This window comes from Staphylococcus sp. GDY8P94P (assembly GCF_017892255.1).
Classification (GTDB): Bacteria; Bacillota; Bacilli; order Staphylococcales; family Staphylococcaceae; genus Staphylococcus; species Staphylococcus cohnii.
Genome location: NZ_JAESKU010000012.1, coordinates 59,703 through 74,578, shown reverse-complemented (window position 1 = coordinate 74,578; position 14,876 = coordinate 59,703). Strand labels below are relative to the sequence as shown.

The window sequence follows — 14,876 nt, the reverse complement described above, 5'->3', positions numbered from 1 at the left end:
GTGTTGTCTTGTTATTATGAACTTGTGATTTCACCGTATTCTTTTGAATGATAAGTGTCAGTATCTAAGTTGTTTGTCAATTTAGCTGTACCTGTACCAGCAAGCATAGAGTCGTTAACATTTAATGCAGTACGGCCCATATCGATAAGTGGTTCTACTGAAATCAGCACACCAGCTAATGCAACAGGTAAATTTAAAGTAGATAATACAATGATAGAGGCGAATGTTGCGCCACCACCAACACCAGCAACACCAAATGAACTAATCACGACAATGCCGATGACAGATAATATAAATTGTAAATTAACTTCAACACCAGCTGCTGGTGCTACCATTATTGCTAACATTGCTGGATAAATACCAGCACAGCCGTTTTGACCAATAGAAAGACCAAACGAAGCTGAGAAGTTTGCAATACCATCCGGTACACCTAAACGATTTTTTTGAGTTTGGACATTGAGTGGTAATGAACCAGCACTTGAACGAGAAGTAAATGCAAATAACAATACTTCAGATGTTTTCTTAACAAATGTAACAGGGTTTAGTCCCATACCAGTTACAATGAGTAAGTGAATGATATACATTACAATTAATGCCGCATAAGATGCGATAACAAATTTACCTAACGTCCATATTGCACCAAAATCACTAGTCGCGATTGTATTCGCCATTATAGCTAAAATACCATATGGTGTTAGACGTAGTACAAATGTCACAATCGCCATAACGATATTATAAATTGCATCGATACCACGTTTAAGTAAATGACCGCTTTCTGGTTGTTTACGCATAACGCGTAAGAATGCAAAGCCAACAAACGCAGCAAAGATTACAACAGCGATTGTTGATGTTGTACGTTGACCAGTGAAATCTAAGAATGGGTTACTTGGTAATAATTCTAAGATTTGTTGTGGTAGCGTGTTCGCTGTCATATCCTTAGCTTGACTTGCGAGTTCACTACCTCTTGAGCTTTCGGCACTACCTAAATCAATTGTAGATGCGTCTAAACCAAAGACAAGTGCTGAGATAATACCGATAATTGCTGCAATTGCTACAGTCCCAATTAAGAAAATGAAGATATAGATGCCAATTTTAGCAAATTTTTCTCCAATATTAATTTTAGTAAATGCTGAAACGATTGAAATAAAGATTAAAGGTATAACAATCATTTGTAAGAATGAAATATAGCCATCTCCAACTATACTAAACCAATCTGTGGTTTGTTTAGTGACCTTTGAGTCCACACCGTATATTAAATGAATAGCAATTCCAAAGACAATCCCGATGCCTAATGCTGTAAAGACACGTTTAGGAAATGAAACATGTCTTCTTGCCATTACATATAATCCGATAAGGAAGGCCGCAAAAATAATGATGTTTAAAATTGTTAGTAACATAAAAACAAGACCTACACTTTCTATTATTTAATTTATTTTGTTAAATCCGATACGCATACTAAGGATAGTAGCAAAACGAATAATATTCAAGTCAATTACTCAAAAAAATTATGAAATTTACATGACTTTATTTTTGAAACAGAATTGGAGAAGCTATAAACCTAGGTAGGGTGTGGTGTCAAGGCGTTTGTGGCTAAATTAATTAGCAATACAGCTAAGATGAAATTAAGGGGAATTTTGATTTAGAAATGCTGGTGGCCATTCTTAGAAGGGATTCGATTCGAGCAATATGATAGTTAAACGAGGATTTAATAAGTCGTAGTAGCCCTGAATATTAGGAAAATAGTTACACAACAAGCTACGAGATTTCATGCAAAACAAAGAAACGTCAATTTCTATACTATTTCAATAGAAATTGACGTTTCTTTTTAACCAAAAGCTTTTATGCCTTGGAATCATCTGTCACTTATAAATTAAAGAGGCGTGCGAAAAATCCTTTACGTTCTTCTTTGTGCTCTTCTTTAGCAAGTGGCGAAGCGTATGAAGTAGCCTCTTGAGATGCATTTGATTGCTGTGAATCTGACTCATTTGTAGTAGATGACGCTGATGCGTCTTCTTTATTATTATCTGTTTGTTGCTCAACTTCAGAAGTTTCTTTGTGAGTACCTGATTCAACAGGGGCATCTGATTTATCAGCCGTGTTTGCTTTGGAAGTTTGTTTTTCAGCTTCTGAATTTGCTGATTGTGCTGTAGGTTGTTCACTAATTTGTGTGATTTCTTCATCAACAGTTTCTGCTGATACATTTTCAGAAACTTCATTTGTATGAGGATCTGTTGTGTCAGCCATTTTTTCAGGTGTTACTTTAGTATTAGCTTGTTCAGTTGTATTTTCAGTGAACGCATTTGCGTCGTTATCTGTTGAACTTTGATTTGTATACACATGCTCAGATTCGACATTAGATTTCACAAGTTCAGTTTGTTCTTTTTGAGAATCTTGAATGACACTTTGTGTAGATTTAATTTCGTCTGTAGATGATTGAATTGCTTTAAGTGATTCTGTATTTTCTTCTAATTTAGAAGTAATCTGATTTTGCATTTTATGCAATTCTTGCTGTTGTTGGTGTACTTGATTAATCATTTGTCCTAGCATTTGGCGCTCGTCACGCATATTTTGAATTTCAGTACGTAAGTCCTCTACGAGTAGAGATACATTTTGGTCTGAAGGTAGATTGTTGTCATCTTCTTTGACTAACACCTGTAGAAAATCTTTTTCCTTTTCGAGTTCTTCAAAAGCTAAATCATAGCTATTTGTCTGTTTAACTTTTTCAGCAATATCTTGGAAGAGTTCAATATCCTCTTCTTGGAAATCTGTAGCTTCGCGGCCACGATATTCAGTTTTACTAAGTTGATAACCGCGTTCTTCTAAATGTTGAACGATTTTACGGACTTGCTTTTCACTTAGCTCAACACGTTGTGCAAATTCTTTAGTTAACATAGAAATGAGTCCTTTCATAAATGATTTTATGTATACGGACGTTTGTCTTCGGTTAGTGAAACGTCAGTCTTACCTCTATGTTAGTCTAAACTGTTTTAACAGTGATTTCAAGTGGTGTACACTATGATTTACGTAAATCCATTTCTTCTAACAGTGGGTAAATAATACTTCTAGAAATTCTATTTGCAAATACATACTTTAATATATAGTTTGATTTAATACATGGTCCATATATGTCTTTTGTCAGTTCTATATTAGATTTGATAAATAAATCTTTCGGTGATCCCTCTGAATATCCATTTAAATTTGGGGCTAGATAATCTAAATCATATTGCTTTTCAAAGCCATGACTAAATAAAAATTCACGTCTATTACTGAGCACTTGTTGCTCATCTTCTGAAACAAGTTCTGGTTCTTTCGGTACCTCTAGCATAATAAAGTTTACATCGTGTTCATGTAATTGATTGGATAAATAATTAATTTCCTTTTCAATACGTGCCAAAGTATTTGTAATTAATTCATCGTGATCCGGTTGATCATTTGCAATCAGATAGATTAAAAATGCAGAATTTGTCGTCGCTTCATAATGTGCAGTTGCTAAACTAACAACTTTATCTGACTGTAAGCCTACTAAAAAGATATAGTCATCTTTGGTATGTTCATTTTTTAAAGATTGTTTAAATATTTGTTCATCTTCAGATAAATCAATGTCAAATTGTCCATCGTATAGTTTTAATGCTGCTTTAAATAATGGATCATCAATTGATTTGATAGTCTTAAAATCCATGAATAGATGCACCCCCAATAATAATGCGTTTATTATAACATAGTAAATTAATGGAAATCAGTGAAAATATTGTATGTATCATTTGTAATAGAAATAAAATAGGAGCGAGACAGAAACCACAAAATACATAGTGATTTTCTGTGTTCGCTCCTGATAAAGGTTGTCTATATGTTAAGCAATAATTTGAAAGTATGTTGTGACCATTTTTAAATAATTACATTAAATCACAATTTGATTAAGCGAAGATTAGGATTTTGGTCCGTTTGTTTCTTCTGCGTAATGCTTATCTTCAACAGTATTACGTGCATATGCAGCGTTTGCTTCTTGAACTTCTTCATGAGAAGAGTTATCTCTAGTTGCAACAACTAGAAAGTTATTATCAAGAAGTTCTTTTTTATAACGTTCTTTGTCATAATCATTAATATCGTAATAAGCTAAAACAGTTTCTTCACCGTCTTCTCCAGTTAAAATTTTTGCCATTTTGTCACTGAATGAACCACTCGTTGCTGTTAGGTTTACTTCAGAATCATGTAACTCATCAAAATGAAGTTTTGTCTTACTTAATACTGAAATTTCAGATTCAACATATCCTTCTGACAATTTTTGTTGGATAGTTGGTAGTATTTCATCTTTGCTTTGTACAATTGTAAAATCAGCCATTGTCTTGTCCCTCCGTCCACTTTTCTATTGTTTATCTAATACTTTCCCTATTAACCACTAGGTAAAACGAATATATTTTTATTATATAATGAAGTGACGTATCTGACAATCTTGATTTTAAAGTAAAGAAAACGGTTACTAGAAGCGTTGGTTATTATTAAATCTCTTTATTTAAAGCGCTTACTTATAATGTTCGTATTGAAAATCATGCTGAAATTTGCTATCATCAGTTAATAATTTATCTAACTCATATAATCTAGAGGATATGGCTCTAGAAGTTTCTACCATGTTGCCATTAACGACATGACTATGGGTAACCAATACAATACAAAAAGCATTCAACTCCAATCGTTTTAAAGCTTTATTAGGGAAATGAAGTTATACATATAATCTTCTAAAACAATTGTAGTGTTTTCAATTTTTACATAATTAGGGAAATGAATGTTGAAGACTTAATTTGCAACGTACATGTTGTAAGTTAAACATCAGTTCTTTATAGTATTGCACGTTCACTCATAGATCCTGAAACTAAGTTAGTTTAGGATTTTTTTTGTATAAAAAATGAGGAGGTTTTTTGAGTGGATTTGTTAAAACGGAAAGTTGAGGCAGACGGTGTCGTCATTGATGAGAAAATTTTGAAAGTAGATGGGTTTTTAAATCATCAAATAGACGCAAAGCTGATGCACGACGTAGGACTAACGTTTTATAATCAATTTAAAGATGAAGGGATTACTAAAGTATTAACGATTGAGGCATCTGGTATTGCACCAGCAATCATGGCAGCAATGCACTTTGATGTGCCGTGTTTATTTGCTAAAAAAGCAAAGCCTAGCACGTTAACGAAAAATACTTATCAAGCTGATATCCATTCATTCACTAAAAATACGACGAGTACTGTAGTGGTTTCAGATGAATTTTTAGACGAAAATGATCGCGTATTAATCGTCGATGATTTCTTAGCAAATGGTGATGCATCATTAGGTTTAAATGAAATTGTTCAACAAGCCAATGCTGAAACTGTTGGCATAGGTATTGTAGTTGAAAAGAGTTTCCAACCAGGCAGAGAACGTTTAGAAACAGCAGGATTGAAAGTATCGTCTTTATGTAAAGTTGCTTCTCTAAGTGGTAACAAAGTGACATTTTTAGAGGAACAATCATGAAGGCATTCATCTTAAGTTTACAACATCTATTGGCGATGTATGCAGGCGCTATACTCGTACCAATTATTGTAGGGACAAGCCTAGATTTTACTCCAGAACAAATTGCCTTCTTAGTCACTGTTGATATTTTCATGTGTGGTGTAGCCACATTTTTACAAGTTTGGAAAGGTACAGGCACTGGGTTGCCCATTGTCTTAGGCTGTACATTTACAGCCGTTGCACCGATGATTTTAATCGGGCAAACTAAAGGTATCGGTGATTTATACGGTTCCCTTTTCTTATCAGGTATATTAGTTGTCATCATTGCTCCATTTTTTTCATATTTAGTTAAATTCTTTCCACCAGTTGTGACAGGCAGTGTCGTTACAATTATAGGTATCAATTTGATGCCAGTAGCGATGAATTATTTAGCAGGTGGAGAAGGTGCTAAAAATTTTGGTGATGCCAAAAACATTTTACTTGGTGTAATTACATTAATAGTCATATTAATTGTGCAACGTTTTACAACAGGTTTCTTAAAATCAATTGCCATATTGATTGGCTTAATTGTAGGTACTGTATTAGCGTCAATATTTGGCATTGTTGATGTGAAACAAGTTGGTGAAGCACATTGGTTTTCATTACCACAACCATTCAGATTTTCAACATTCAGCTTTGATTTTGGTGCAACTTTAGTATTCTTTATTGTTGCATTAGTCAGTCTGATAGAATCAACAGGTGTTTACCATGCATTAAGTGAAATTACAGGTAAGAAATTGGAGAGAAAAGATTTTCGTAAAGGTTATACTGCTGAAGGTATCGCGATTATCTTAGGATCCATTTTTAATGCGTTCCCGTATACCGCTTATTCTCAAAATGTGGGATTAGTATCTTTATCTGGTGCTAAAAAGAACAAAGTTATCTATGGCATGGTTATCTTGCTTATTATTTGTGGATGTATCCCTAAATTGGGTGCCTTAGCAAATATGATTCCATTACCAGTATTAGGTGGTGCGATGATAGCAATGTTTGGCATGGTTATGGCATATGGTGTTAGTATATTAGGTAATATTAATTTCAAAAATCAAAATAATTTGTTGGTAATCGCGGTATCAGTTGGACTAGGAACGGGTATAAGTGCAGTACCTCAAGCGTTTCAAGCTTTAGGAGACCAATTCGCATGGCTAACTCAAAATGGTATTCTACTCGGTGCTATTTCAGCAATTGTTTTGAATTTCTTTTTTAACGGCATTAAGAATCAACAAAACATAGAAACTATGGAATAATGGAGCTATAAAACAAATATTAGGAGGCTGTATTCATATGTGGGAAAATAAGTTTGAAAAAGAATCTTTAACTTTTGATGATGTGTTATTGTTACCAGCAGAATCAGATGTATTGCCGAAAGAAGTAGACTTAAGTGTTCAATTATCAGAAGGTATTAAATTAAATATCCCTGTTATTTCAGCAGGTATGGATACTGTAACTGAATCCAAAATGGCGATCTCAATGGCTAGACAAGGTGGTCTAGGTGTTATTCATAAAAATATGAATATTGAAGATCAAGCAGATGAAGTTCAAAAAGTTAAACGTTCAGAAAACGGTGTTATTTCAAACCCATTCTTCTTAACGCCAGAAGAAAGTGTGTATGAAGCGGAAGCATTGATGGGTAAATATCGTATTTCAGGTGTACCTATTGTAAACAATGAAGAAGAGAGAACATTAGTCGGTATTTTAACAAACCGTGATTTACGTTTTATTGAAGATTTCTCTATTAAGATTTCAGATGTTATGACTAAAGAAAACTTAATTACAGCACCTGTAGGCACTACTTTAGATGAAGCTGAAGAACTATTACAGCAACATAAAATAGAAAAATTACCGTTAGTTAAAGATGGTAAATTAGAAGGTTTAATCACAATCAAAGACATTGAAAAAGTACTTGAATTCCCCAATTCTGCTAAAGACAAACTTGGCAGATTGCTAGTAGGTGCAGCAATTGGTATCGCAAAAGATACGGATATTCGCGCTGAAAAATTAGTTGAAGCGGGTGTAGATGCCTTAGTTATTGATACAGCTCATGGACATTCTAAAGGCGTTTTAGAACAAGTTAAACACATTAAAGAAAAATTCCCACAAGTAACATTAGTTGCCGGAAACGTGGCAACTGCTGCAGGCACTAAAGCTTTATATGAAGCAGGTGCAGATGTTGTCAAAGTAGGTATCGGACCTGGCTCAATTTGTACGACTCGTGTTGTTGCTGGTGTAGGTGTACCACAAATTACAGCTGTATATGACTGTGCAACAGAAGCACGTAAGCAAGGAAAGTCTATTATTGCTGATGGTGGTATTAAATTCTCAGGAGACATTATCAAAGCGTTAGCTGCAGGTGGACATGCTGTGATGTTAGGTAGCTTACTTGCAGGTACTGAAGAAAGTCCTGGTGCTACAGAAGTATTCCAAGGTAGACAATATAAAGTATATAGAGGTATGGGCTCATTAGGTGCAATGGAAAGTGGTTCTAACGACCGTTATTTCCAAGAAGATAAAGCTCCTAAAAAATTCGTCCCTGAAGGTATTGAAGGTCGTATTGCTTACAAAGGTCCATTACAAGATACGATTTACCAACTTATGGGCGGTGTGAGATCAGGCATGGGCTACACTGGTTCAAGAAACTTAGAAGCATTAAGAGAAGAAGCACAATTTACACGTATGGGACCTGCTGGTTTAGCAGAAAGTCACCCACATGATGTGCAAATTACAAAAGAATCACCAAATTATTCATTCTAAGTTAAAGGAGATTTAAAGTTATGGAAATGGCGAAAGAGCAAGAGCTCATACTTGTTTTAGATTTTGGTAGCCAATATAACCAATTAATTACACGTCGTATACGTGAAATGGGTGTGTATAGTGAACTGCACGACCATGAAATCAGCATTGAAGAAATTAAACGCATGAATCCGAAAGGGATTATCCTTTCAGGAGGACCAAATTCAGTATATGAAGAGAACTCTTTTACGATTGACCCAGAAATTTACAATTTAGGTATTCCTATTCTAGGTATTTGTTATGGCATGCAATTAACAACTAAATTGTTAGGCGGGAAAGTTGAACGTGCCAATGAAAGAGAATACGGTAAAGCCGTGATTAATGCGAAAACTGACGAATTATTCTTCGGATTACCTGAAGAACAAAATGTTTGGATGAGTCATTCAGATAAAGTTATTGAAATCCCAGAAGGTTTTGAAGTGATTGCAGACAGTCCAAGTACGAACTATGCAGCAATTGAAGATAAATCACGCCGTATCTACGGTGTTCAATTCCATCCTGAAGTACGTCACACTGAATTTGGTAACGACTTATTACGTAACTTTGTACGTCGCGTGTGTGAATGTACTGGCGAATGGTCAATGGAAAACTTTATAGATATCGAAGTTGAAAAAATTCGCGAACTAGTTGGTGATCGCAGGGTGCTATGTGCAATGAGCGGTGGTGTAGACTCATCTGTAGTTGCAGTATTATTACACAAAGCGATCGGCGACCAATTAACATGTATCTTCGTAGACCACGGCTTACTACGTAAAGGTGAAGGCGACATGGTCATGGAACAATTTGGTGAAGGTTTCAACATGAACATCATTCGTGTCGATGCTCAAGAACGTTTTATGAATAAACTGCAAGGTGTGTCAGATCCGGAACAAAAACGTAAAATCATTGGTAATGAATTCGTTTATGTCTTTGATGATGAAGCATCTAAGCTAAAAGGTGTTGATTTCTTAGCGCAGGGCACATTGTATACAGACGTTATTGAATCAGGTACAAAAACAGCACAAACGATTAAATCACACCATAATGTAGGCGGATTACCTGAAGATATGGAATTCCAATTAATTGAGCCTATTAATACATTATTCAAAGATGAGGTGCGTGAATTAGGTATCGAATTAGGTATTCCAGAACACTTAGTATGGAGACAGCCTTTCCCAGGTCCAGGTTTAGGTATTCGTGTGCTGGGTGAAATTACAGAAGATAAACTTGAAATCGTACGTGAATCAGATGCGATTTTAAGACAAGTCATTCGTGAAGAAGGTCTTGAACGTGATATATGGCAGTATTTCACAGTGTTACCTGGTATTCAATCCGTAGGTGTCATGGGAGACTACCGGACATATGACCACACTGTAGGTATTCGCGCAGTGACATCTATTGATGGTATGACAAGTGACTTTGCACGTATTGATTGGGAAGTCTTACAAAAAATTTCAAGCAGAATTGTTAATGAAGTAGACCACGTGAACCGTGTTGTTTATGATATTACATCTAAGCCCCCAAGTACCATAGAGTGGGAATAATAGAATAGAATGATGAACACCCCCTTGAGCATAGGCTTAAGGGGGTGTTTTGTGGGTTTGAGAATTTGAGGGAATGGCTAAACTGGCAGTCTTACGGGTGAGTTAAATGAATAAAATAAATTATACGTTAAATTAATTGAAAGTATTTTAGCCAAATAGGACATTTACTTATGTACTTGTCCTATTTTTTTATGAGTAGACATAAATGACAATTTAACACTTATGATTTTAAATATCTAAAAACTAATGATAAAATACAATTAGATTAAGCTTAATTTGATATGTAAAATGATTAATTAATCATTATTATTGAATTTCAAAAATTATTGGAGTGATTTTCATGGCAAAACCATTATTTGAAACAACTGTAATAAGTAATGGCGGAAGAGATGGAAAAGTTTTTAGTGAAGATAATACATTTTATCAAGACTTAGCTGTTCCAAAAGAAATGGGTGGCAACGGCGTTACTGAGTCAAACCCTGAACAGTTATTTGCAGCTGGTTACAGCGCTTGTTTTAACAATGCACTAATGCATATTTTGAAAGGTGCAGACAAGGGTATGATTGAGCCAGAAGTCCGTGCGACTGCTTACTTATTGCCAGATAAATCTGATGGCGGTGTAAAATTGGCTGCTGAATTAGATGTAACACTTAAAGATCTCAGCCAAGAAGAAGCGGAGATGTTCGTTGAAAAAGCGCATAATTATTGCCCGTACTCGAAAGCACTTAAACACAGTATTGATATTGAAATTACTGTTAACGTTAATTAAAGTGATGCAAAAAGCTAAATAGAATTTTTTGGAATTTTATCAAGCAGTCATATATCTATATAACCGAATCTTAATTAGTGCGGTTATTTTTTATAAAACAATATAATCCAACTAAATGTATAAGTACTTTCATTAAGAAAAAAGTATCAATTTGATCATAAACACATTGGTATAAATCAGAAAATATTTTATGGAATTTAGTGCTGTATTTTTAGTGATGGTGATATTGTTACATCATTAAATAATGGGCCACCCTCAGTGGAAGCATCAACATTTGTAACTATAAATTTATAAATTGGAGTACTTAATATGCCTAAATCACAACAAGTATTGGTTGGTATATGGCTAATATTATTTATTTTTAATTTCATTGCACCTATTATTGGAACAATGATGCATATTGAAATATTAGAATTTAGCTCACCTTTAATTAAAGCAGTACAATTCGCATTTGTCATAATTTTTGGTATTTTTACATATAGACAAATTAAACGTAAAGGTTTCTAGCAGTGCAAGAAAAAAACTATACGATCGGAGTTTTAATATGTCTATGTCAAACATAGTCATGCTGATACTTACTATAATAATGCTGTTATTTGTATTTGTTTTTGGTCTATTACTTGATAAACCAGTTATATACATGTTTATTGCATTGTTTGCTCATTCAACGTTTTTATTCATCATTCGTTACTTCTGGCAAGATAAAGAATTTGGAGAAGCTTTTACACATTCTTTTGATTTCATTACCATAACAATAGTTATTATATTTACAATTTTGAAAGTTCAAAAAGCAAAATCAGGTGAATAATACGTTTGAATATACGTATACCTACTATTGATAAAACGAAGAGTGGAACTTTTGTTTAAAAAAACAATTGGAATATACTAATAAAATTTGAAAATCAATGTTATGAAAAATTATAAACACCTGAAATGACATTTTAAAATAATATCGAATAATATTTAATCATATAAAAAGAGCTGGAAACATTGCTAAGGTGCAGTTTCCAGCTCTTTTTATTTTGATTTTTACATTTTGACAGAATCGATATTACCGATATTTAAATTTAAAACTTGCATATTATTACTATTTTCTAGTTATATTTTTACTTAATTGGAAATATTCCTCTAATACACGACTAAATGCAATAATATAGTGATTAGTAATGAATCCATAAATATTCGTTATTAATTTATAAAATATATTGTATACATACAACAGATAACTTCTTGGTAGTTAAGGAAAATTTTATATTACGAAAATTCACTTTAACAGTAAAAGTGAGTGAGATATTAATATTACAATAACTCCATTAGAAAGGAAGTTTCGAAATGAAAAAGTTACTATTATCTACAGCTTTATTAATGACAATTGTACAATTTAGCAGTCAAGAGGTAAATGGTGAAGAGATTCCTCATGGTATTTTGCATAAGGATGGAAGCTTTACAGAACCAAATGTGTTTCCGCACAAAGATATAGCAGAGGTTGAAAAACCGATAGAGTTAAAGGATGGTACGAAGAAAATTCCTCATGGTATTTTGCATAAGGATGGAAGTTTTACAGAACCAAATGTGTTTCCGCACAAGGATATAGCAGAGGTTGAAGAGCCGAAAGAATTAGAAGATGCTACGAAAGAATTTAATCATAAATCTAATAGTGAGACGTCATTGCACAATAATGCAGTAAATGAAAAATTAAAAGATGAAGGTGTTTTAAACTCTAGAAACTCAGGAGGAGAAAGTGATCGATTTAATAAAAATCAGAACTTAGATGCTTCAAAATATAATGATTTCTCAAAAGTTGAGACTGAAGTAAAAAATTCAAAAAATAGCGTGAAGCACAATGCAATAAAAGAATTACCTGATACAGGCATGATTTCAGATAATAGAACACTAACCATTTTTTTAGCGAGTATCTCATTGATTGTGGGTAGTTTATTATTATGTAAACGTGTTAATTTTAAAGTTTTTCAAAAATAAGACATTTTAGGTATTGCTATTGTCGTAATCTTACAGTGATGTCATTCTGAATAACATTAACAAAAATTTAAATATTATGATGTGGATGAAGTCACAAGCATTTACTTTCCATAAGATATTCAAAGCTGAAACATTATTATGTTTCAGCTTTTGTTTTTATTACAAGTATAGTTGAATTGGGATATTTTCAATTACAATAAGTTGGATTATTTACAAACAATTCACGTTTTAAAATGTATGATATTATAAAAATATAAGTCGAAGTATCTTTTGAACTTGAGCGAATAATAATAAGTTATACAGTACATTTTAGGAGAGGTAAAATGAAAACGGTTGGCATTATTTTAGGGATTTTAGTTATTCTTTCTTGGCTATTTGTAATGAAAGAATACAAAAATGGAAATCAGGGCACTCATAAAGCTCAAAATGTTATGTTATTAGCTTGTTTGTTAACTATAATTACGACCGTTTTACAATTATTTTATTAGTCATTCGTGAATTAAGTTTGTAAATGAACAAATAAGTAATGTTATATAGAAGTCTCAACATATTTCCTTTGATTTTAAACTTAGGACTGAGACTTAACTTTATTGTAAAGAATACCTACGCCACAGTTGCTATATCCTAATTGGTAATCAAATTTAATGATTTCGATATAAGGATTTTCTTCTAAGAATTCATTAACTTTCTTGTTTAAGCCTTTTTCTGTCATAGCTGTTAAATTTACAAATTTCATATGATGACTCCTTTACTATTTTTATTATATTATACAGTATTTTAGAAACATACTTTTTACAGTTCGAGTTTTAATTCAACTATATCATTTCTCATTTATGGTAAAAAGTCACCTTATTTTAAAATGTTTTAGTTGAGATGAATTTTATGTCACTTTTTAATATTAATGAGGATAAAAGAAAGTAGGAAATTGAACGATGGAAATTATATTAAAAAAAGATTATGAAAAATGGGAAGCGCAATTTGTTAAAGAAAAAGATCTATTGTTAAAAGTAGTTGGTAAAGAAATCATAGAAATGCATCACATTGGCAGTACAGCTATAAAAGATATTTATGCTAAGCCTGTTATTGATATCATGGTAGTCGTAAAAAATATAATGTTTATGGATCGTTACAATAATGCGATGCGACAATTAGGCTATGAACCTCAAGGAGAAAATGGTATCAGTGGTAGAAGGTTTTATATAAAAGGTGCGGATACTAGAACTTATCATGTCCATATATTTCAATTTGATAACTATGAAAATATTGACAGACATTTAGCGTTTAGAGATTATTTAAATGCTAATAAAGCTATTGCGAAAGAATATGAAAATTTAAAAATCACACTCGCTAACAAGTATTCAAATAATAGAAGTGCGTATTCAAATGGCAAATCGCCTTTTATCAAACGCATAGAGAGTCAAGCATTAAAGTGGTATCAAAAGAATCAGGATGGATAGGCTACCTACTGTCTTATTTACATAATAATTAAATCTTTCATCTTATTTTGATTATTACTCAATTCAAATTTATTAAAACAAATTTGAATTGAGTAATAATAGATAAAAGCCTGTTGCCATAACTGCAAACAAACACCACATAAAGTGGCATTGTTTACCATTCATTGTTGCCGTGCCCTCATTTTCAGCCCGTTTAATAAGCTTGATATGTAAAAGTATTGTTGAATTTGAAGCATATACAAAAACAAAAATAATACCCAAAAGTGTAAGTAAAAATAGTTGCACATTACCCCTCCAACTTTATGATATTTAATCCATAAAATTTTTAAAAAATAACCATGTACAATGTTAATTATAAAATAACACACATGTTTTTAGTTTGTAATAAAAATTAAAATTTATTTCAATATTTATTCTTTAAAAAACTTGTGGTACGATGTGGAATAAATCAGATGATATCTTGGAGGGCGAACCATGGCTATTATATTGTTAAGCATTGTTTTGATCGTTAATTTTGTTGAAGCGTTGTATTTAGGAGTCAAATTTATTCGGTTGAAAATGCGTAATGCACCAGATCAAGCGTATAAAGATTTAGTGAGTTCTCCGTTTTGGTTAATGTCACTCATTATTTCGATTATATTATTTGTGATTGCATACATATTGAGTTGAAAAACAATAAGATGTGCTTAAGTGGAATTTTCCATATTTTATAAATAAAAAGTTATTGTATTTGTGACGCCAAATTTTTTAAAACTCTACAACAGACTGTCTTTATTTCTTTTTAAATGAATTTCAGTATAGGAATAATGTAAATTAATATAGCGAAAAGGGAGCAATCCA

17 protein-coding genes and 1 riboswitch are annotated in these 14,876 nt (G+C 32.7%); of the genes, 11 read left to right on the top strand and 6 right to left on the bottom strand.

All coding sequences use genetic code 11. The features are described 5' to 3' along the window. Window positions 1-14 precede the first annotated feature (14 nt). The 4 genes from KA926_RS08005 to KA926_RS07990 all read right to left on the bottom strand — a co-directional run bounded on the left by KA926_RS08005 (window position 15) and on the right by KA926_RS07990 (window position 4,339). A complete protein-coding gene (locus KA926_RS08005) occupies window positions 15-1,397 on the bottom strand; it encodes an L-cystine transporter (RefSeq protein ID WP_107383866.1) in 1,383 nt (460 codons plus the stop codon). A 466-nt stretch (window positions 1,398-1,863) separates the two neighbouring features. Continuing rightward, complete coding sequence (locus KA926_RS08000) at window positions 1,864-2,892, bottom strand: hypothetical protein (protein WP_107385938.1); 1,029 nt, start codon at window positions 2,890-2,892, stop codon at window positions 1,864-1,866. A 121-nt stretch (window positions 2,893-3,013) separates the two neighbouring features. After that, window positions 3,014-3,679 (bottom strand): hypothetical protein, encoded by a 666-nt coding sequence (locus KA926_RS07995; RefSeq protein WP_107385937.1) that lies wholly within the window; start codon window positions 3,677-3,679, stop codon window positions 3,014-3,016. A 246-nt stretch (window positions 3,680-3,925) separates the two neighbouring features. Beyond that, window positions 3,926-4,339, bottom strand: coding sequence for a general stress protein (locus tag KA926_RS07990; RefSeq protein ID WP_107383869.1), 414 nt, complete (start codon window positions 4,337-4,339; stop codon window positions 3,926-3,928). 227 nt (window positions 4,340-4,566) lie between these two features. Then, window positions 4,567-4,669, top strand: a riboswitch (purine riboswitch). Window positions 4,670-4,917: 248 nt separating this feature from the next. Here KA926_RS07990 and xpt point away from each other — a divergent pair. From xpt to KA926_RS07945, 9 genes are all read left to right on the top strand, one after another. Then, window positions 4,918-5,499 (top strand): xanthine phosphoribosyltransferase, encoded by a 582-nt coding sequence (xpt, locus tag KA926_RS07985; protein WP_107383870.1) that lies wholly within the window; start codon window positions 4,918-4,920, stop codon window positions 5,497-5,499. Then, complete coding sequence (gene pbuX / locus KA926_RS07980; protein ID WP_210144105.1) at window positions 5,496-6,764, top strand: xanthine permease PbuX; 1,269 nt, start codon at window positions 5,496-5,498, stop codon at window positions 6,762-6,764. The genes xpt and pbuX overlap by 4 nt, the downstream gene beginning before the upstream one ends. Window positions 6,765-6,801: 37 nt before the next feature. After that, a complete protein-coding gene (guaB, locus tag KA926_RS07975) occupies window positions 6,802-8,268 on the top strand; it encodes an IMP dehydrogenase (RefSeq protein ID WP_107383871.1) in 1,467 nt (488 codons plus the stop codon). A gap of 20 nt (window positions 8,269-8,288) precedes the next feature. Further along, the gene (gene guaA / locus KA926_RS07970) at window positions 8,289-9,830 is read left to right on the top strand and encodes a glutamine-hydrolyzing GMP synthase (RefSeq protein ID WP_107383872.1); all 1,542 of its coding nucleotides are present in this window, start codon (window positions 8,289-8,291) and stop codon (window positions 9,828-9,830) included. A gap of 340 nt (window positions 9,831-10,170) precedes the next feature. Beyond that, entirely contained in the window at window positions 10,171-10,599 is a 429-nt protein-coding gene (locus KA926_RS07965; protein ID WP_107383873.1) for an organic hydroperoxide resistance protein, read from the top strand. A 309-nt stretch (window positions 10,600-10,908) separates the two neighbouring features. Beyond that, a complete protein-coding gene (locus tag KA926_RS07960) occupies window positions 10,909-11,106 on the top strand; it encodes a hypothetical protein (protein ID WP_107385935.1) in 198 nt (65 codons plus the stop codon). A gap of 37 nt (window positions 11,107-11,143) precedes the next feature. After that, on the top strand, window positions 11,144-11,407 hold the full coding sequence (locus tag KA926_RS07955; protein ID WP_226952043.1) for a hypothetical protein: 264 nt from the start codon (window positions 11,144-11,146) through the stop codon (window positions 11,405-11,407). A gap of 524 nt (window positions 11,408-11,931) precedes the next feature. Beyond that, window positions 11,932-12,579, top strand: a complete 648-nt coding sequence (locus tag KA926_RS07950; RefSeq protein WP_107386694.1) for a hypothetical protein — start codon at window positions 11,932-11,934, stop codon at window positions 12,577-12,579. 323 nt (window positions 12,580-12,902) lie between these two features. Then, window positions 12,903-13,067: a hypothetical protein gene (locus KA926_RS07945; protein ID WP_182478557.1), complete on the top strand. Its 165-nt coding sequence runs from the start codon at window positions 12,903-12,905 to the stop codon at window positions 13,065-13,067. A gap of 80 nt (window positions 13,068-13,147) precedes the next feature. Here KA926_RS07945 and KA926_RS07940 read toward each other — a convergent pair whose 3' ends face one another. Next, a complete protein-coding gene (locus KA926_RS07940) occupies window positions 13,148-13,315 on the bottom strand; it encodes a hypothetical protein (RefSeq protein WP_181187401.1) in 168 nt (55 codons plus the stop codon). A 196-nt stretch (window positions 13,316-13,511) separates the two neighbouring features. On the opposite strand from KA926_RS07940, the gene KA926_RS07935 reads away from it, so the two are divergent. Then, window positions 13,512-14,036 (top strand): GrpB family protein, encoded by a 525-nt coding sequence (locus KA926_RS07935; RefSeq protein ID WP_107385660.1) that lies wholly within the window; start codon window positions 13,512-13,514, stop codon window positions 14,034-14,036. A gap of 72 nt (window positions 14,037-14,108) precedes the next feature. Here KA926_RS07935 and KA926_RS07930 read toward each other — a convergent pair whose 3' ends face one another. Continuing rightward, window positions 14,109-14,321: a hypothetical protein gene (locus KA926_RS07930; RefSeq protein WP_107385661.1), complete on the bottom strand. Its 213-nt coding sequence runs from the start codon at window positions 14,319-14,321 to the stop codon at window positions 14,109-14,111. A 189-nt stretch (window positions 14,322-14,510) separates the two neighbouring features. Between KA926_RS07930 and KA926_RS07925 the strand changes: the two genes are divergently transcribed. After that, complete coding sequence (locus KA926_RS07925) at window positions 14,511-14,705, top strand: hypothetical protein (RefSeq protein ID WP_107385662.1); 195 nt, start codon at window positions 14,511-14,513, stop codon at window positions 14,703-14,705. Window positions 14,706-14,876 lie beyond the last annotated feature (171 nt).

Excerpts from the sequence above, each read along its gene's own strand:
- KA926_RS08000 (WP_107385938.1), bottom strand. The coding sequence starts at position 2,892 with ATGTTAACTAAAGAATTTGCACAACGTGTTGAGCTAAGTGAAAAGCAA.
- KA926_RS07960 (WP_107385935.1), top strand. The coding sequence starts at position 10,909 with ATGCCTAAATCACAACAAGTATTGGTTGGTATATGGCTAATATTATTT.
- guaB (WP_107383871.1), top strand. The coding sequence starts at position 6,802 with ATGTGGGAAAATAAGTTTGAAAAAGAATCTTTAACTTTTGATGATGTG.
- pbuX (WP_210144105.1), top strand. The coding sequence starts at position 5,496 with ATGAAGGCATTCATCTTAAGTTTACAACATCTATTGGCGATGTATGCA.
- KA926_RS07955 (WP_226952043.1), top strand. The coding sequence starts at position 11,144 with ATGTCTATGTCAAACATAGTCATGCTGATACTTACTATAATAATGCTG.
- KA926_RS07995 (WP_107385937.1), bottom strand. The coding sequence starts at position 3,679 with ATGGATTTTAAGACTATCAAATCAATTGATGATCCATTATTTAAAGCA.
- KA926_RS07965 (WP_107383873.1), top strand. The coding sequence starts at position 10,171 with ATGGCAAAACCATTATTTGAAACAACTGTAATAAGTAATGGCGGAAGA.
- KA926_RS07925 (WP_107385662.1), top strand. The coding sequence starts at position 14,511 with ATGGCTATTATATTGTTAAGCATTGTTTTGATCGTTAATTTTGTTGAA.
- KA926_RS07990 (WP_107383869.1), bottom strand. The coding sequence starts at position 4,339 with ATGGCTGATTTTACAATTGTACAAAGCAAAGATGAAATACTACCAACT.
- guaA (WP_107383872.1), top strand. The coding sequence starts at position 8,289 with ATGGAAATGGCGAAAGAGCAAGAGCTCATACTTGTTTTAGATTTTGGT.
- KA926_RS07940 (WP_181187401.1), bottom strand. The coding sequence starts at position 13,315 with ATGAAATTTGTAAATTTAACAGCTATGACAGAAAAAGGCTTAAACAAG.
- KA926_RS07935 (WP_107385660.1), top strand. The coding sequence starts at position 13,512 with ATGGAAATTATATTAAAAAAAGATTATGAAAAATGGGAAGCGCAATTT.
- KA926_RS08005 (WP_107383866.1), bottom strand. The coding sequence starts at position 1,397 with ATGTTACTAACAATTTTAAACATCATTATTTTTGCGGCCTTCCTTATC.
- KA926_RS07945 (WP_182478557.1), top strand. The coding sequence starts at position 12,903 with ATGAAAACGGTTGGCATTATTTTAGGGATTTTAGTTATTCTTTCTTGG.
- KA926_RS07950 (WP_107386694.1), top strand. The coding sequence starts at position 11,932 with ATGAAAAAGTTACTATTATCTACAGCTTTATTAATGACAATTGTACAA.